Annotated in this window: 16 protein-coding genes; 9 read left to right on the top strand and 7 right to left on the bottom strand. The window is 63.5% G+C overall.

Annotation, left to right across the window (positions count from 1 at the left end; genetic code table 11):
* Positions 1–124: 124 nt before the first annotated feature.
* Together QMX89_RS19455 and QMX89_RS19450 are read right to left on the bottom strand one after the other, a co-directional pair.
* Complete coding sequence (locus QMX89_RS19455; protein WP_282349478.1) at positions 125–1,027, bottom strand: D-hexose-6-phosphate mutarotase; 903 nt, start codon at positions 1,025–1,027, stop codon at positions 125–127.
* Positions 1,028–1,078: 51 nt separating this feature from the next.
* Positions 1,079–1,480 (bottom strand): acyl-CoA thioesterase, encoded by a 402-nt coding sequence (locus QMX89_RS19450; RefSeq protein WP_043192132.1) that lies wholly within the window; start codon positions 1,478–1,480, stop codon positions 1,079–1,081.
* A 324-nt stretch (positions 1,481–1,804) separates the two neighbouring features.
* Between QMX89_RS19450 and QMX89_RS19445 the strand changes: the two genes are divergently transcribed.
* The 8 genes from QMX89_RS19445 to QMX89_RS19410 all read left to right on the top strand — a co-directional run bounded on the left by QMX89_RS19445 (position 1,805) and on the right by QMX89_RS19410 (position 12,162).
* Positions 1,805–3,094, top strand: coding sequence for an MFS transporter (locus QMX89_RS19445; RefSeq protein ID WP_192066449.1), 1,290 nt, complete (start codon positions 1,805–1,807; stop codon positions 3,092–3,094).
* Positions 3,095–3,253: 159 nt separating this feature from the next.
* Positions 3,254–4,252, top strand: coding sequence for a phosphate ABC transporter substrate-binding protein PstS family protein (locus tag QMX89_RS19440; protein WP_049860390.1), 999 nt, complete (start codon positions 3,254–3,256; stop codon positions 4,250–4,252).
* Positions 4,253–4,714: 462 nt separating this feature from the next.
* Positions 4,715–6,748: an ABC transporter permease subunit gene (locus tag QMX89_RS19435; protein WP_177327961.1), complete on the top strand. Its 2,034-nt coding sequence runs from the start codon at positions 4,715–4,717 to the stop codon at positions 6,746–6,748.
* Between the two features lie 16 nt (positions 6,749–6,764).
* On the top strand, positions 6,765–8,435 hold the full coding sequence (gene pstA, locus QMX89_RS19430; protein ID WP_282349475.1) for a phosphate ABC transporter permease PstA: 1,671 nt from the start codon (positions 6,765–6,767) through the stop codon (positions 8,433–8,435).
* 63 nt (positions 8,436–8,498) lie between these two features.
* Positions 8,499–9,332: a phosphate ABC transporter ATP-binding protein PstB gene (gene pstB / locus QMX89_RS19425; protein ID WP_049860387.1), complete on the top strand. Its 834-nt coding sequence runs from the start codon at positions 8,499–8,501 to the stop codon at positions 9,330–9,332.
* 55 nt (positions 9,333–9,387) lie between these two features.
* Entirely contained in the window at positions 9,388–10,146 is a 759-nt protein-coding gene (gene phoU, locus QMX89_RS19420) for a phosphate signaling complex protein PhoU (RefSeq protein ID WP_043192144.1), read from the top strand.
* Between the two features lie 140 nt (positions 10,147–10,286).
* Positions 10,287–11,195 carry a response regulator gene (locus QMX89_RS19415; RefSeq protein WP_282349474.1) on the top strand — a complete coding sequence of 303 codons (909 nt, stop codon included), beginning with the start codon at positions 10,287–10,289 and terminating at the stop codon, positions 11,193–11,195.
* A 70-nt stretch (positions 11,196–11,265) separates the two neighbouring features.
* Entirely contained in the window at positions 11,266–12,162 is an 897-nt protein-coding gene (locus tag QMX89_RS19410; protein ID WP_282349473.1) for a peptidoglycan DD-metalloendopeptidase family protein, read from the top strand.
* Positions 12,163–12,343: 181 nt separating this feature from the next.
* Here QMX89_RS19410 and QMX89_RS19405 read toward each other — a convergent pair whose 3' ends face one another.
* The 3 genes from QMX89_RS19405 to phoB form a co-directional block, all read right to left on the bottom strand.
* Positions 12,344–13,684: a hemolysin family protein gene (locus QMX89_RS19405; protein WP_043192150.1), complete on the bottom strand. Its 1,341-nt coding sequence runs from the start codon at positions 13,682–13,684 to the stop codon at positions 12,344–12,346.
* A gap of 202 nt (positions 13,685–13,886) precedes the next feature.
* Positions 13,887–15,152 (bottom strand): phosphate regulon sensor histidine kinase PhoR, encoded by a 1,266-nt coding sequence (gene phoR / locus QMX89_RS19400; RefSeq protein WP_240050041.1) that lies wholly within the window; start codon positions 15,150–15,152, stop codon positions 13,887–13,889.
* Positions 15,153–15,223: 71 nt separating this feature from the next.
* On the bottom strand, positions 15,224–15,913 hold the full coding sequence (phoB, locus tag QMX89_RS19395; RefSeq protein ID WP_043192154.1) for a phosphate regulon transcriptional regulator PhoB: 690 nt from the start codon (positions 15,911–15,913) through the stop codon (positions 15,224–15,226).
* A gap of 144 nt (positions 15,914–16,057) precedes the next feature.
* Here phoB and QMX89_RS19390 point away from each other — a divergent pair, with 144 nt between their 5' ends.
* The gene (locus QMX89_RS19390; RefSeq protein WP_282349467.1) at positions 16,058–16,453 is read left to right on the top strand and encodes a hypothetical protein; all 396 of its coding nucleotides are present in this window, start codon (positions 16,058–16,060) and stop codon (positions 16,451–16,453) included.
* 39 nt (positions 16,454–16,492) lie between these two features.
* Here QMX89_RS19390 and ubiA read toward each other — a convergent pair whose 3' ends face one another.
* Both ubiA and QMX89_RS19380 read right to left on the bottom strand, forming a co-directional pair.
* Complete coding sequence (ubiA, locus tag QMX89_RS19385) at positions 16,493–17,383, bottom strand: 4-hydroxybenzoate octaprenyltransferase (protein ID WP_282349465.1); 891 nt, start codon at positions 17,381–17,383, stop codon at positions 16,493–16,495.
* Positions 17,383–17,889: a chorismate lyase gene (locus QMX89_RS19380; protein ID WP_282349479.1), complete on the bottom strand. Its 507-nt coding sequence runs from the start codon at positions 17,887–17,889 to the stop codon at positions 17,383–17,385. The genes ubiA and QMX89_RS19380 overlap by 1 nt, the downstream gene beginning before the upstream one ends.
* Between the last annotated feature and the right edge of the window lie 150 nt (positions 17,890–18,039).

The raw sequence follows: 18,039 nt of genomic DNA, 5'->3' as shown, positions 1-18,039 counted from the left end.
TGAGTTTGCCGGTCTGGCCTCTTCGCGGGCAGAGCCCGCTCCCACAGGTAATCACATTGACCTGTGGGAGCGGGGCGGGCGGCGAGCCCTCTGCCCGCGAAGAGGCCAGACCTGCCTGCAAAGATCACAGCTGTGAAGCAGTAAACCTCACACCCATGGCACAGGCCGCGCCTGGCGCCAGTGTGACCACGTCGTCCCAGACGTTCGCCGTCTCGATGCACAGCATGCCCTGCCAACCGTCGTCGGCCATGTCCGGCAAGGCTGCGGCCCGTGCGGTCCATGGGTTCCACACCACTGCGCTGCGCGAACCGGTGGAGGCGAGCGTTACCCGACGCTGCCAGCCCGGGTCGACGAAGCTCAGCTGCGCCGGAGTGTTCAGGTAGATCCGGTCGGTCTCGCCGGCAAACCCGAGCACACCGGCCTGCTGGCGAGGCTGCCAGTCGTCCAGGGTTTCGATGTAGGTCAGGCCGCCCAGGCACTCGACCGTGGCCTGGCGCACGTCACTGACGGCGAAGTAACTGTGCAGTGCCTGACTCAGGGTCACGGGATGGTCGTCCAGATTGCGGCTGTGCAAGGTGATCTCCAGGGTCTCGCCGAGCACCACGCACAGCTTGACCTCGACCTTGTGCGGCCATCCCGGCAGTTCGCCGCGAGCGGCCTGCGGTACGCTCAATTCGACCTTGATGTCCGATTCGAGCTGGTCGATGCCCAGCAGCTCCCAGTCCACCGTCCGCACCAGGCCGTGAGCGGGCGCTTCGTCGGTGGCGGTACGCATGGCCTGCACCGACTCGGGGTTGCGGGCCAGATTGCCGAACCACGGCCAGCACACCGGCACGCCAGTGCGAATGGCCTTGCCCGATTTGTAGAAGGCAGCGGGGTTGGGCCAGATCAGCGGCTGCTGGCCGTGGCGCTGGTAGCTGATCACCTGGGCGCCTTGCTGCGCGATCAGCAGCTCGGCCTGATCGGTGCTGATGCGCCAGCAATTGAGTTCATCGAGCTTGACCGATTCGACCTGCGGCTCAGACATGTAGAGTTCTCGCTATGGGTTCAAAAAGTCGGGTGACGCGCTGGGGGACCATCAGCGCCGCGGCGGTACCGCGCGGGTGCGACCGCTGCCGTCGATGGCGACGAACACGAACACGGCCTCGGTGACCTTGCGCCATTCGCTGGACAGCGGATCGTCGCTCCACACCTCGACCATCATCTGGATCGAGCTGCGGCCGATCTCCAGGGTCTGGGTGTAGAAGGACAACTGCGCACCGACGGCAACCGGGACCAGGAAGGCCATGCGATCGATGGCCACCGTCGCCACGCGCCCTCCGGCGACCTTGCTGGCCATGGCCGTGCCGGCCAGGTCCATCTGGGCAACCAGCCAGCCGCCGAAAATATCGCCGAAGCCGTTGGTTTCGCGCGGCAGCGCGGTGATCTGCAAGGCCAGGTCGCCTTGGGGAATGGGATCTTCTTGTTCGAGTTCAATCATGCCGGGGGGCCTCTGACCCGTGACGCTTTATTGGAGTGGCGCATCGATCGTCGCCAATGACAAAAGCCTACACGGCTTTTCTTTCAACTGGCGCACACAGGGTACCTCTGCGAAATCGGCTACAACGCTAGCTGCGTTTTCGCACAAAACCCTTCAATAACGCCCAGTATATAGGCGCAGAACCGCTATAACGACCGTTCGCTGTTCAATTACTGCGTTTGCCAATACAGGCCATGTGCTTTTTCTAGCAATTTGCTATCGTGCTTGCACTGCCAAACCCTAAACAGCAACAAAGCTGTGGATTTGTATATAAGAGAACATCAAATGACCGCCGCGCCTTCGAGTATCGCTCCGCCTTCGCGTCCGCTGACCCGCAGTGATTACAAGACACTTTCGTTGTCCGCCCTGGGCGGTGCACTTGAGTTCTATGACTTCATTATCTTCGTATTCTTCGCCGCCGTGGTGGGCAAGTTGTTCTTCCCCGCCGACATGCCCGAGTGGCTGCGGCTGATGCAGACCTTCGGCATCTTCGCCGCCGGTTACCTGGCGCGTCCGCTGGGCGGCATCATCATGGCGCACTTCGGCGACCTGCTGGGGCGCAAGAAGATGTTTACCTTGAGCATCTTCATGATGGCCGTGCCGACCCTGATCATGGGTCTGCTGCCGACGTACGCGCAGATCGGCATCTTCGCGCCGATCCTGCTGTTGCTGATGCGCGTGATCCAAGGGGCGGCCATCGGCGGTGAAGTGCCCGGTGCCTGGGTGTTCGTCTCCGAGCACGTGCCGGGGCGCAACGTCGGCTATGCCTGCGGCACGCTGACCTGCGGCCTGACCAGCGGGATCCTGCTGGGGTCGCTGATGGCCACGGCCATCAACAGCATCTATACCCCGGCCGAGGTGTCGGATTACGCCTGGCGGATCCCGTTCCTGATTGGCGGTGTATTCGGTCTGGCGTCGGTGTACCTGCGTCGCTGGCTGCATGAAACTCCGGTCTTCGCCGAGCTGCAGCAACGCAAGGCACTGGCCGCCGAAGTGCCGCTGCGCACGGTGCTGCGCGACCATCGCGGGGCGGTCGCCATCTCCATGCTGCTGACCTGGTTGCTGTCGGCGGGGATCATCGTGGTCATCCTGATGACCCCGACCATCCTGCAGACCCTCTACGGCTTCACCCCCAAGCAGTCGCTGCAGGCCAACAGCCTGGCGATCGTGTTCCTCAGCCTGGGCTGCATCGGCTCGGGCGCGCTGGCCGACCGCTTCGGCGCCGGCAAGGTGTTCGTGTTCGGCAGCCTGGCGCTGCTGGCCACCTCGTGGACCCTGTTCCACAGCCTGCACGATCACCCCGATTGGCTGTTCCCGCTGTATGCGGTGACGGGCCTGTGCGTGGGCGTGATCGGCGCGGTGCCGTACGTGATGGTCAAGGCCTTCCCGGCCGTGGTGCGGTTCTCCGGCCTGTCGTTCTCGTACAACGTGGCCTATGCCATCTTCGGTGGCCTGACGCCGATGGCGGTCACTCTGCTGATGAAGTCCAACCCCATGGGTCCGGCCTACTATGTGGCGGCGATCTGCGTGATCGGCTTCGTGTGCGGGCTTTACCTGATGGCCAAGAAGCGCTGATTCCGACGGCCTCGTTCGCCGGTTCTACCGGCGAACGGGTCCCGCCGGGGATGATGGCCATTCATCCTACTGTCACAATCCTTTCATAGAGTGTTCGCACGGCCCACCGATACTGAGCGCCGATTCAACACCCTTTTCTGGATTTGCTAGGAGCAAGGCATGAAACTCACGCGTTTGATGGCCGCCATGACCTTTGTCGCTGCTGGTGTTGCCACGGCCAATGCGGTAGCCGCCGTCGACCCTTCCATCCCTGCCTACGTCAAGACCACCGGCGTGTCGGGCAACCTGTCCAGTGTCGGCTCCGATACCCTAGCCAACCTGATGACCTTGTGGGCCGAGAACTACAAGAAGGAATACCCCAACGTCAACATCCAGATCCAGGCAGCAGGCTCGGCCACTGCGCCCACGGCGCTGATCGAGGGCACCGCCAACCTGGGTCCGATGAGCCGCAAGATGAAGGACACCGAAATGGCGGCCTTCGAACAGAAATACGGCTACAAGCCTACCGCCATTCCCGTAGCCGTCGACGCCCTGGCCGTGTTCGTGCACAAGGACAACCCGATCCAGCACCTGACCATGGAGCAGGTCGACGCCGTGTTCTCGTCCACCCGCCTGTGCGGCGCCAAGGCCGATGTGAAAACCTGGGGCGACCTGGGCGTGACCGGCGACCTGGCCAACAAGCCGGTGCAGCTGTTCGGTCGCAACTCGGTGTCCGGCACCTACGGCTACTTCAAGGAAGAAGCCCTGTGCAAGGGTGACTACAAGCCCAACGTGAACGAACAGCCGGGCTCGGCTTCGGTGGTGCAGTCGATCAGCAGTTCGCTGAACGGCATCGGTTACTCGGGTATCGGCTACAAGACAGCCAGCGTGAAGACCGTGCCGCTGGCCAAGAAGGGCAGCAGCGAGTTCATAGAAGACACCGAAGAGAACGCCCTGAACGGCAAGTACCCGTTGTCGCGCTTCCTCTATGTGTACGTGAACAAGGCGCCCAACAAGCCGCTGGCACCGCTGGAGGCCGAGTTCGTCAAGCTGATGCTGTCCAAGCAGGGCCAGGAAGTCGTGGTCAAGGATGGCTACATTCCCTTGCCCGCCAAGGTCGCTGCCAAGGCGCTGGCTGACCTGGGCCTGAAGGAAGGGGCCGACGTCGCCAAGCAGTGAACGACCCCCTGACTTCGTAGGAGCGGTCTGTGGCCGCGAAAAGCGCGCCGCCGTGAAACCTGATGTACCGCGGTGACTGTTTCGCGGCCACGGACCGCTCCTACGGAAATTGCCGTGTACCCATTCGCCGACGGCCTTGTGCCGGACGGCGATTTCGGCGCGTCACCTCATTGTCATGTTTCTGTCATACAGGATCGCTAGGGTGTGCGCATGAACGATCTGGCCAATTCCCCGATGACCCCGACTTCTCCACCCAAGCGCATCGATTTCAACACCCCCGAGATGCAACGCAAGCGGCGCATTCGTGCGCTCAAGGATCGCTTCACGCGTTGGTACGTCCTGGTGGGTGGCTTGGCCGTGCTGGCGGCGATCACGCTGATCTTCTTCTTCCTCGCCTATGTAGTCGTGCCGCTGTTCAAGGGCGCCGACCTGACCGTGGAGCCGACACTGCATCCGGCCTGGCTGCAGGACGCCGGTAAACCGCTGGTGTACGCGCTCGAGGAGCAGAACGAGGCGGGCATGCGCGTTTCGGAGCAGGGGGTCGCGCTGTTCTTCAACGCCCAGACGGGCGAAGAGCTGTCGCGCACATCGTTACCCATTCCAGCCGGCGTGACCGTGACTGCCAGCGCCAAGGACCAGCCCGGTACCCCGTTGGTGGTACTGGGCCTGTCCAACGGCCAGGCCCTGGTGTTTCGCCACACCTACCGGGTGACCTACCCGGGCGGCAACAAGACCATCACGCCGGCGATCGAATACCCCTATGGCGATGCCCCCATCGCGCTCGACCCCCAGGGCCGCGCCCTGGAGCGGGTCAGTCTCAATGCCAGCGACGCCAGCCTGATTCTGGCCGGCTCGACCGGCGACCAGCTCAACGTGCTGCAGCTCACCCGCGAAGAAAGCATGATGACCGGCGAGGTCACCAACGAGCAGAAGCGCATCGAGCTGCCGCAGATGAACCAGGCGGTGAAGGCGATCTTCATCGACCCGCGCCAGCAGTGGCTGTACGTGATCAACGGACGCGCCCAGGCCGATGTCTTCAGCCTGCGTGACCGCAGCATGAACGGCCGCTACAAGCTCAGCGAGAACGCCGACACCCAGATCACCGCCAGCGCGCAACTGGTCGGCGGCATCTCGCTGATCATCGGCGACTCCAAGGGCGGCCTGGCGCAATGGTTCATGGCTCGCGACGAGGACGGCGAGCCGCGCCTCAAGCAGATCCGTACGTTCCAGATGGGCCACTCGCCGATCGTGCAGATCAGCTCCGAACAGCGCCGCAAGGGCTTTACCGCCCTGGACGCTTCGGGCCAGCTGGGCGTGTTCCACAGCACCGCCCACCGTACGTTACTGGTCGAGCAGGTGGTCGACGGCCCCGGTATCTACGCCTTGTCGCCACGGGCCAACAGGCTCATGGTCGAAGCCAACGGCGCATTGCAGCCGTTGAGCCTGCACAACCCGCATCCGGAAGTGTCGTGGAGCTCGATGTGGAGCAAGGTCTGGTACGAGAACTACGACAAGCCCGCCTACGTCTGGCAGTCGACGGCGGCCAACACCGATTTCGAGCCCAAGATGAGCCTGGCGCCGTTGACCTTCGGTACCTTGAAGGCCGCGTTCTACGCGATGCTGCTCGCCGCGCCACTGGCCATCGCCGCCGCGATCTACACCGCCTACTTCATGGCTCCGGGCATGCGGCGCAAGGTCAAACCGGTCATCGAGCTGATGGAAGCCATGCCCACGGTGATCCTCGGCTTCTTCGCCGGCCTGTTTCTGGCACCCTATGTGGAAGGCCATCTGCCGGGTATCTTCAGCCTGCTTCTGCTCACGCCGCTGGGCATCCTGAGTGCAGGCTTTCTGGTCAGTCGTCTGCCCGAGTCGATTCGCCTGCGCATCCCGGATGGTTGGGAAAGTGCGATCTTGATCCCGGTGATCCTGCTGGTGGGCTGGTTCGCGCTGTACATGAGCCCGTTCCTGGAAACCTGGTGGTTCGGCGGCGACATGCGCCTGTGGATCAGCAATGACCTGGGCATCACCTACGATCAGCGCAACGCGCTGGTAGTGGGCCTGGCCATGGGCTTCGCGGTCATTCCCAACATCTATTCGATTGCCGAGGACGCCGTGTTCAGCGTGCCGCGCGGCTTGACCCTTGGCTCGCTGGCGCTGGGCGCCACGCCGTGGCAGACATTGACGCGCGTGGTGATCCTTACCGCCAGCCCGGGCATCTTCTCGGCGTTGATGATCGGCATGGGCCGGGCCGTGGGCGAAACCATGATCGTGCTGATGGCCACCGGCAACACGCCGGTCATGGAAATGAACCTGTTCGAAGGACTGCGCACCCTGGCCGCCAACGTGGCGGTGGAAATGCCGGAGTCGGAAGTGGGCGGCAGCCATTACCGGGTGCTGTTCCTCTCGGCCCTGGTGTTGCTGTTGTTCACCTTCGTCATGAACACCGCGGCCGAGCTGATTCGTCAGCGTCTGCGCAAGAAATATTCATCGCTTTGAGAAAAGGTAGCCGGCTGTGAAGCAGAACTCCCTGAAAGGCTGGTTCAAGAGCGGCTCGCCCGGTGTCTGGATCAGCGGTGGCGCCGTGTCCATCGCGGTCATCATGACGCTGGGCCTGCTGGCCGTGATCGCCGTGCGCGGTCTGGCGCACTTCTGGCCGGCGGACCTGGTCCACGCCAGCTACAACGTGCCGGGGATGGCCAATCATCTGGTCATCGGCGAGATCGTGCAGCAGGAAGAGGTGCCGCGCGAACGCCTGAAGAGCGCTGGCCTGCCGGTGCCCGACGACGGTCCCGAGTTCATGACCCGAGAGCTGGTCAAGGTGGGCAACCGCGACATCAACGGTGCCGACTTCACCTGGATCGTCGGTGACTGGCTGACCGAACAGAGCACCCCACCCGAATTGCTGGCGCTGGAACGTCGCGAGTGGGGCAATTTCTACGGCTACCTGGTCAACATCAAGGAGCAGGGCAAGGTCGTGGCCGAGGGCGAGGGTGCCTGGCCGGAGCTGCAAAGCCGCATCTTGCGGGTCAGCGACCTGGCGGACGCGCTCGGCCGACTGGAAAAATCCGACATCGGCAAGGTCAACGCCGGGCTCGAAAGGCTGCGCCTGCAAAGCCGTCGCCTGGAGCTCGAAGGCCAGCTCAACCCCGCCGCTCAGGCCGACATGGACGCCGAGCGTGCCGAACTCGATGCGCGCTACAAGGACATCGAAACCCGCCTCGGTGCGCTGCATGCCCAGGTCAACCGCGACAGCATCACGGTGCGCGACGCCAACGGCAAGGAAATCGAGGTCCAACTGGGCCAGATCGTCCACGCCTATCAGCCCAATGCCATGAGCACGCTGACCAAGCTGGGTTTCTACTTCTACAAGATGTGGGAATTCCTCAGCGACGATCCGCGTGAAGCCAATACCGAAGGCGGGATCTTCCCGGCCATTTTCGGCACGGTGATGATGACCCTGATCATGGCCGTCATCGTCACGCCGTTTGGCGTGCTGGCGGCGGTCTATCTGCGCGAATACGCGAAACAGAATACCGTCACCCGTCTGATTCGCATCGCGGTGAACAACCTGGCCGGTGTGCCAGCCATCGTCTATGGCGTGTTCGGCCTGGGCTTCTTCGTCTATGTGCTGGGCGGCTCGCTCGATCGGCTGTTCTTTCCCGAAGCCCTGCCGGTGCCGACCTTCGGCACGCCGGGGCTGCTATGGGCGTCGCTGACCCTGGCGTTGCTGGCGGTGCCAGTGGTGATCGTGGCCACCGAAGAGGGCCTGGCGCGGATTCCGCGGACCGTGCGCGAAGGCTCCCTGGCCCTGGGTGCGACCAAGGCGGAAACCCTGTGGAAGATCGTCCTGCCCATGGCGAGCCCGGCGATGATGACCGGCATGATCCTGGCGGTGGCCCGTGCCGCCGGCGAGGTGGCCCCGCTGATGCTGGTGGGCGTGGTCAAGCTGGCGCCGTCGCTGCCGCTGGATGGCAACTACCCGTACCTGCACCTGGACCAGAAGATCATGCACCTGGGCTTTCATATCTACGACGTCGGCTTCCAGAGCCCCAACGTCGAGGCGGCGCGACCGCTGGTGTATGCCACCGCATTGTTGCTGGTGCTGGTGATCGCTACGCTGAACCTGTCGGCGGTCTGGATTCGCAACCATTTGCGCGAGAAGTACAAGGCGCTGGACAGTTGAGTGCGCTCACCCGCACCTCACATTTGCAGCGCCAACCGAATTTGACAGCCTTTGGAGTCTGCCATGCAGCATGAAAACCCATCCCATGGCATCAACCTGTCGGCCCTGGGACGCGACAAGCAGAGCCTGAACCTGGCCAAGGAGACCGTGGCCATCGAAGTGCCCGGCCTGAGCCTGTTCTACGGCGACAAGCAAGCGCTGTTCGACATCGCCATGAACATCCCCAAACAGCGCGTGACCGCGTTCATCGGTCCTTCGGGCTGCGGCAAGTCGACCCTGCTGCGCACCTTCAACCGCATGAACGACCTGGTCGACGGCTGCCGCGTGCAGGGCGCGATCAACCTCTATGGCAACGATATCTACCGCAAGGGCGAAGACGTCGCCGAACTGCGCCGCCGCGTCGGCATGGTGTTTCAGAAGCCCAATCCGTTTCCCAAGACCATCTACGAAAACGTGGTCTACGGCCTGCGCATCCAGGGCATCAACAAGAAGCGCATCCTCGACGAAGCGGTCGAATGGGCACTCAGGGGCGCGGCGCTGTGGGACGAGGTCAAGGACCGCCTGCACGAGTCCGCCCTGGGCCTGTCCGGCGGCCAGCAGCAGCGTCTGGTGATCGCCCGTACCATCGCCGTGGAGCCCGAGGTCTTGCTGCTCGACGAGCCCTGCTCGGCACTCGATCCGATCTCCACGCTCAAGGTCGAGGAATTGATCTACGAGCTCAAGTCCAAGTACACCATCGTCATCGTCACCCACAACATGCAGCAGGCCGCACGGGTGTCCGACTACACGGCGTTCATGTACATGGGCAAGCTGGTGGAGTTCGGCGACACCGACACGCTGTTCACCAACCCGGCCAAGAAGCAGACCGAAGACTACATCACCGGTCGCTACGGCTAGGGCTTCGCCGCCGTTGCTGGCATCATCCCGAGCGGACGCACCAAGGATTCGACCCATGATCAGTAAAGAAGGCCTCACCCATCACATCTCGCAGCAGTTCAACGCCGAACTCGAGGAGGTGCGCAGCCACCTGCTGGCCATGGGCGGGCTGGTCGAGAAGCAAGTCAACGACGCGGTCACCGCGCTGATCGAGGCCGACTCCGGCCTGGCCCAGCAGGTGCGCGAGGTCGACGAGCAGATCAACCAGATGGAACGCAACATCGACGAGGAATGCCTGCGCATCCTGGCGCGGCGACAGCCGGCGGCCTCGGACCTGCGGCTGATCATCAGCATTTCCAAATCGGTGATCGACCTGGAGCGTATCGGCGACGAATCCACCAAGATCGCCCGCCGGGCCATTCAGCTGTGCGAGGAGGGCGAGTCGCCGCGTGGCTACGTCGAGGTGCGCCACATCGGCGACCAGGTGCGGATCATGGTGCGCGACGCGCTCGACGCCTTCGCCCGCTTCGACGCCGACCTGGCCCTGTCGGTGGCCCAGTACGACAAGACCATCGATCGCGAGTACAAGACCGCCCTGCGCGAGCTGGTCACCTACATGATGGAAGACCCGCGCTCCATCTCCCGCGTGCTCAACGTGATCTGGGTGCTGCGCTCGCTGGAGCGCATCGGCGACCATGCGCGCAACATCTCCGAACTGGTGATTTACCTGGTCCGCGGCACCGATGTGCGGCACATGGGCCTCAAGCGCATGAAGCAGGAAGTCGAAGGCACCCTCGACAGCGCTAATGTTCTGGACCAACCTGACGATAAGTAAGAGGGTCCGACACGAACGCCCGGCCTTTGCCGGGCGTTTTTCGTTGTGGGGCGAAGCGAGGCAGCCGTGTGGCCAGCCCCGCCGAACGGCACGTGGCCTTCGGCGAGTGGCGATGCCTGCGCGGTTTTCAGGAGCGGTCGATGAGCAAGATCAGTGTGCTGGTAGTGGATGATGCGCCGTTCATTCGCGACCTGGTGAAGAAATGCCTGCGCAATGCCTTTCCCGGCATCGTCGTCGAGGATGCAGTGAACGGCCGCAAGGCGCAGTCGCTGATGATGCACAACAGCTACGACATGGTGCTGTGCGACTGGGAAATGCCGGAAATGTCCGGCCTTGAACTGCTGACCTGGACCCGCGAGCAGGAAAACACCAAGACCTTGCCCTTCATCATGGTGACCAGCCGTGGCGACAAGGAAAACGTCGTGCAGGCGATCCAGGCTGGCGTGTCGGACTATATCGGCAAGCCGTTCACCAATGAGCAGCTGATGACCAAGGTCAAGAAGGCCCTGGCCAAGGTCGGCAAGCTGCAGGCGCTGGCAGCCGGTGCACCGACGCGCCAACAGGCCGCCTCGGCCTTTGCCAACGATTCGCTGAGTGCGCTGACCTCGGGCCGCGCCGAGCCTGCGCGACCTGTAGCCCCTGCGCCTCGGCCGGCCGCCGCTGCAATACCGGCCCGTACGCCAGCACCAGGTGCGCGAGCCACCGCGCCCATGGGGCGTGGACAAGGCCAGCTGCGCCTGCCCGGCGGCAGCCAACAGTGCGTGATCAAGGCCTTGAGCCTCAAGGAGGCGTTGCTGGTCGTGCGGCGCACCGACACGCTGCCTCAGGTGCTGGAACTGGCGGTGCTCGATCTGGAGCAGGGCGAAAATGCCGAGGTGGCGCGTCTCAACGGCTATCTGCACGCCGTGGCCGCGTTCGAGCCCAAGCCCGACAGCGACTGGCTGCAGCTGACCTTCCGTTTTCTCGACCAGGATGCGCAGAAACTCGACTACGTCTCGCGCCTGATCGCCCGGGGCTCGGTGCAGAAGCATTTCGTGCCAGGTGCCTGACAGATGGCACATTGCCGCTCTGCAGATACCTGCTAATCTTGGCGCACGTTCCCCTTCAGACATCGTCCCCATGGTCTATCGCCTCCTGCTGATCTGCGGCCTGCTCGCGGCCGCTCTTATGGCTCAGGCCGCGACCGTCTACAAGTTCACCAATGCCGATGGCGTCACTTCCTACACCGACCGGCCCGTGCCCGGCGCACGGGTCTTCGTGATGCGTGAGCGCATCGTCGAGCGGATCGACCGGCAGGTTCGTCTGGAAGTGAAGAAAGGCAAGGGCAGCGCCAACTTCATGGTGCGCAACGATCTGTACGCACCCGTCGAGGTCGAGCTGAAACTGAGCAAGTTGCGCAACGTGCAGGGTCTGCCGCCCAGCAGCATCCGCCGCGTCGTGCCAGCGCGCAGCAGCGTCAGCCTGGTGACACTGACGGCCCAGCAGGTCGGCAAGCCGCTGGGCTATGCCCAGACCCTGGTGTCCTCCATCGGCGACCCGCAGGGCGAGGCGCATGGCTACCGCTACCCCTTCCCCTGGCGCGGCGGACCCTTCCGCCTGACCCAGGGGCCCAATGGCACCTATAGCCATTTCGGCGCCAAAGGGCGCTACGCCATGGACATCGCCATGCCCGAAGGCACGCCGATCATCGCAGCGCGCGGCGGTACGGTGATCAAGGTGGAAAATAACCAGAACAACCGCGGCGACAACCCGTCGGGCAACTTCGTGCGCATCCTCCACGAGGACGGCACCATGGGTGTCTATCTGCACCTGATGCGCGGTTCGGTGAGCGTTAAGGAAGGGCAACAGGTCAGCGTCGGCTCGGCGCTGGCGCGCTCGGGCAACACCGGCAACAGCACCGGCCCGCACCTGCACTTCGTGGTGCAACGCAACGTCGGCCTGGCGCTGGAGTCGATTCCCTACCAGTTCGACCGGCCACTGGGCGTACTGCCCAACTTCGCCGTCGGCGGCCAGTAACCCCCTTGCAGCAACCTCCCCCCTGTGAGAGCGGGTTCTACCCGCGAAGAGGCCATCGAGCCCAATGCACACCGTGATCCCCGACGCCCCCCTGTGGGAGCGGGTTCTACCCGCGAAGGGGCCATCAAACCCACTGCACATCCCAACGCCCCACTCGCAGGCAGCACTGACCTGCCACAACTCACTCGATCTTGAGCACCTTGGCCAAGATGATCTTGGGCCCCTTCATCTTCTTGATGATGATGCGCAGGCCTTCTACCTCCAGCAGCTCCTCTTCCTCGGGCACCCGCTTGAGGGTCTCGTAGATCAAACCCGCCAGGGTTTCCGCCTCAATGTGATCCAGGTCCACCCCCAGCAGCCGCTCGACCTTGAACAGCGGCGTATCGCCCCGCACCAGCAGCTTCCCGGGTTGATAGGCCAGAATGCCGCGCTCGGCCTTGCGGTGTTCGTCCTGGATGTCGCCGACCAGCACTTCCAGCACGTCTTCCATGGTCAGGTAACCGATGATCTTGCCATCGGCCTCCTCGACCAGCGCAAAGTGCGCGCCGCCCTTGCGGAACTGCTCCAGCAGACGCGACAACGGCATGTGCCGCGACACCCGTTCCAGAGGACGGGTCAGCTCGGCCAGGTTGAACGACTCGGGCAGGTGGTCGAGCGCCGCCAGTTCCAGCAGCAGATCCTTGATGTGCAGCAGGCCGACGAACTCTTCGCGCTCGGTGTCGTACACCGGATAGCGGCTGAACTTGTGGCGACGAAACATCGCCAGGATTTCCTTGAGCGGCGCGTTGAATTCCAGGCTCACCAGGTCTTCGCGCGAGTTGGCCCAATCGACCACCTCCAGTTCACCCATCTCCACTGCCGAGGCCAGTACGCGCATGCCTTGGTCACTGGGGTCTTGGCCACGGCTTGAGTGCAGGATCAGCTTGAGCTCGTCGCGGCTGTAATGGTGCTCGTGGTGCGGGCCGGGTTCGCCCTGGCCGGCAATGCGCAGAATGCCATTGGCACTGGCATTGAGCAGGTAGATGGCCGGGTACATGGCCCAGTAGAACAGGTACAGCGGCACCGCCGTCCACATCGACAGCAGCTCTGGCTTGCGGATCGCCCAGGACTTGGGTGCCAGCTCGCCAACCACGATGTGCAGGTACGAGATAACGAAGAAGGCGCTGAAGAACGACACGCCCTTGATGACTTCCGGCGACTGCACGCCGACGGCGCCCAGCAACGGTTCGAGGATGTGTGCGAACGCCGGTTCACCGACCCAGCCCAGGCCCAGCGAGGCCAGGGTGATACCCAGCTGGCAGGCGGAAAGGTAGGCATCGAGCTGGCTGTGGACCGTGCGCAGAATGCTGCCACGCCATCCATGCTTCTTGGCGATGGCCTCTACCCGGGTCGAGCGCAGCTTGACCATGGCGAACTCGGCGGCTACGAAGAAGCCGTTGAGCAAGACCAGGAACAGAGCGAAAAGAATCATGCCGAAGTCGGCGAACAGTGACGAAAGGGAGATGCCTGTGGAAGGGTCCATGGTGGCGTTTTACGGTGTCCGTGTGCTGGAGGGGAGTGAGGCGATACCCAGGGTGGGTAATGTGTTTGGCAATGTAACGGCTGGACGGGCCCTTGCCTAGGGGGTGTGCTGATAAGGCAGCCATATGCAGCGTTCTCCCAACACACCAGCGCCTGCTTCGCGGCCGATGACCGCCCCCCCGACAGGATCGCGCCCTGCGCGGTTACCGAACCACCACCTGTACCAACGAGAAGTGACACGTGAAGATACTGCCATGACCCGGCACGCTGCTGATCTCCAGCGTCGCCCGATGGCGAAGCAGCACGTGCTTGACGATGGCCAGCCCCAGCCCGGTGCCACCAGTGTTGGAGGCTCGACTGGAGTCCACGCGATAGAAACGCTCGGTCAGACGCGGCAGGTGCTTGGCATCGATGCCGATCCCCGAATCCTGTACCCGCAGATGGGCGCCCTGGGCGTCGGTCCAGCAGCGTACGCGGATGGTCCCCTGTTCCGGCGTGTATTTCACCGCGTTGAAAATCAGGTTGGAAAACGCGCTGCGCAGTTCGGCCTCGCTGCCCTTGAGCAGCACCTCGTTTTCGATGTCCAGGCTGATCGTCTGGTTGCGCGGCCCGGACAGTGCCCGGGCGTCGCTGACGATACTGTGCAGCAGAGCCGTGACCGCTACCGGCAGGTTGTCCGAGGGGTAATCGGTGGCTTCCAGCTTGGCCAGCAACAGCAGGTCGTTGAGCAGGGTCTGCATGCGCACGCCTTGCTGCTCCATCTGTTGCAGGGCCCGGGTCCAGCGCGGGTTCACGTCCTCGACGTTGTCCAGCAGGGTCTCCAGGTAGCCGGTGATCACGGTCAGCGGTGTGCGCAGCTCGTGGGACACATTAGCCACGAAATCCTTGCGCATCTGTTCCAGCTGATGGATGCGGGTCACGTCGCGCACCAGCATCAGGTGTTCATTGTTGCCATAGCGGGTGATCAGAAATTGCACACGCAGACGGTCGTTGACCGGCGAGGGAATCTCCAGCGGCTCGGCGTACTGCTCTTGGGCGAAGTATTCCTTGAAGCGCGGATGGCGGATCAGGTTGGTCACCGGCTGACCACTGTCCTGTGGGGTCTTGAGGCCCAGCAGGGTCTCGGCCGCGCGGTTCCACCATTCCAGGTTGCCGTCGGCATCGAGCATGATCACGGCATCGCGCAGAGCTGCAGTGGATTCCTGCACGCGATCGATCACGGCCTGCAGACGCCCGCGCGCGCGCTGATCGCGGCGCTGCATGTGATAAATGCTGTCGAACACCTCACCCCACAGGCCATAGCCGTCGGGCGGCGGTTGATCCGGCTGGTGCTCGCGCAGCCAGCGGTGCAGACGCAGCAGCTGTTTGAGCGTCCAGGCCAGGTACACCGCCAGACCCAGCGCCAGACACCAACCGTAATGACCGGTGATCAGCCCGACCAGCAGGCACCCCGCTACCAGCAACAGCATGTGACGCACGAGGGTGGCATACCAGTCTTGTTTCACGTATCGCGCATCCTATGCTGTGAAAACCTGCCGGTTCAGCTCTTGGTGGAAAAGCGGTAACCGGTGCCGCGCACGGTTTGTACCAGATTTTCGTAGGCGTCGCCCAAGGCCTTGCGCAGCCGACGGATGTGAACGTCCACGGTGCGCTCCTCGACGTAGACATTGCCGCCCCAGACCTGGTCGAGCAACTGCCCGCGAGTGTAGGCACGCTCCTGGTGGGTCATGAAGAACTGCAACAGACGGTATTCGGTAGGCCCCATCTCGGCGGGCTTGCCGTCGATGGTGACGCGATGGCTGATCGGATCCAGCAACAGGCCACCGACCTCGATCGGCGATTCGCCATCGCTGGGGCCGGCGCGGCGCAGCACGGCCTTGAGCCGGGCCACCAGTTCGCGTGGCGAGAACGGCTTGGTGATGTAGTCGTCGGCACCGACTTCCAGCCCCTGGATCTTGTTGTCTTCCTCACCCTTGGCGGTGAGCATGATGATCGGGATATCGCCGGTCAGCTCGTCGCGCTTGAGGCGGCGTGCCAGTTCGATGCCCGAGGTGCCGGGCAGCATCCAGTCGAGCAGGATGAGATCGGGTTTGCGGTCGACGATGATCGCATGGGCCTGCTGCGCGTTCTCCGCCTCGAAGCTGTCGTAGCCTGCCATTTCCAGGGCTACGGCGATCATTTCGCGGATCGGTGCCTCATCGTCGACGATGAGAATGCTCCTGCCAGCCATTGTGCAAACCTCTTGTCATTACCCTGTCATGCGCCGCATTAGATAACGCAATTATTGCAGTCGTGTGACAGCTGCTCGAGCGTATCAAGTTATTCAGACTGTACTAAGCTGTAAATCCCTGTTCATTGATGACGAGAGGCACCCATGAAGAATCGTACGACTTCGGCCTGGACGGCCCTGTGTGGCGCCCTGGCGCTGACGCTGTCCGGCCTGGCCATGGCCGCCGACCACCCGCGCCTGGAGCCGGGCAAGGCGTTCGTCGACAGCCGCGGCATGACGCTCTACACCTATGCCGAAGACGAAGACGGCAAGTCGACGTGCAACGCCGACTGCGCGAAGAACTGGCCGCCGCTGATGGCCGACAAGGGTGCCGCCGACGACGGCGACTGGACCGTGATCAGCCGCGACGACGGCAGCCTGCAGTGGGCCTACATGGGCAGCCCGCTGTACACCTACAAGGCTGACAAGAAGCCTGGCGACACCAGCGGTGACGGCAAGAAAGACAACGCCTGGCAGGTCGCCCGTCCCGTCGAAGACTGAGCTGCACGCCTCGATCCGGTGCGACGGCCAGGGAAGGCGTCAGCGCAGGGCGTAGTCGAGCATAATGCCCAGGAAGATCGCCAACCCTACCCAATGGTTGTGCAGGAACGCCCTGAAGCAGGCCATGCGCTCGCGCTCGCGGGTATGCCACCACTGCCAGGCGAAACACAGCGCGGCCACCGCCAGGCCCGCGTGGAACCAGCCGCCGAGGCCGAACCGTGCGCCGGCCAGCAGCAGGCAGGCCAAGGCCAGCCCCTGCAGGATGACAATGATCAGGCGATCGGCGGCGCCGAACAGGATGGCGGTGGACTTCACCCCGATGCGCAGGTCGTCATCGCGGTCGGTCATGGCGTAGTAGGTGTCATAGGCCACGGTCCACAGCAGGTTGGCGATCCACAGCAGCCAGGCGGCCGCTGGCAACTCGCCAGTTTCGGCGGTGAATGCCATCGGCATGCCCCACGAGAACGCCATGCCCAGCACCACCTGCGGGTAGTAGGTGTAGCGTTTCATGAACGGATAGCTTGCCGCCAATATCAAGCCGCCTACCGACAGGCCGATGGTCTGGGCATTGGTGCACAGCACCAGCACGAAACTGATGCCGACCAGCACGGCAAAGAACACCAGCGCTTCCTTGCTGCTGATCTTGCCGCTGACCAAGGGCCGCGCTTCGGTCCGCTTGACGTGGCCATCGACCTTGCGGTCGGCGAAGTCGTTGATCACGCAACCAGCCGCGCGCATCAGCACCACACCGGCGACGAAGATGACCAGATTGGCCAGCGAAGGCCTGCCTTCACCGGCGATCCACAGGGCCCACAGGGTCGGCCACAGCAACAGGTAGACGCCGATGGGCTTGTCCATGCGCGTGAGCTGAATGAAATCCCAGGCGCGCGGGTTCAGCCGGTTCAGCGACTTGAGCAGGCTCTGGTACATCAACGGTGCTCCACTGGGTTACGAACGGCTTGCCAAACAGGCGGCAGGAAGACTTCGGCGACCAGCACCGCCAGCGACCCCCGGTCGAAACGCGAGCGTCTGGCCCACAGCCCCTCGCTGGCCTGCTGGGCGGGCAGCCACCGGGCCGGGTAGCGGCAGGTCTGAATGGGACCACGAACGAAGGCCGGGTCGCAGAACAGCAGCTCGCCCAGCGAACGGTTGCCCAACGCCTGCAGGTCCAGGTCGCTGTCCTGCAGGCTGCTGCGTGCCGCCACGCTGCGGGCGAACACCCAGGGCTCGCCATGGCCGAGCAGACAGACCTCGCGCACCCACCCCTGGCTGCCTCGCGCCACAGCCAGCGCCAGGCATTCTTCATCACGCAGCGGTTGCCAGTCCTGCAGCAGCACGCGGACGCCGAAATGGTCATCGCTGAGCTGAATCAAACGGCGGGTCAGGGAACCTGGGTCGAACAGCCAATCGTGTACCAGCGGTTCGGCGTCGGCCAGGCATTGCCAATCGGGGGAGGGGAATCCTGAATGGGGCACGGTAGTGAATCGGGTCGGCTGGAAAGACGTCGACTTTATCATGTTTGCCGGTGCCGATTGGCCGTTCCCGCCTGATGAAGCTTGCATCGCGCGGCGTTGATCAGTACAAAC

The organism is Pseudomonas sp. PS01301, from assembly GCF_029960215.1.
In the GTDB taxonomy this organism is placed as follows: Bacteria; Pseudomonadota; Gammaproteobacteria; order Pseudomonadales; family Pseudomonadaceae; genus Aquipseudomonas; species Aquipseudomonas coleopterorum.
The sequence above is the reverse complement of the archived record's forward strand: the minus strand, read 5'-3'. Positions and strand labels throughout refer to the sequence as shown.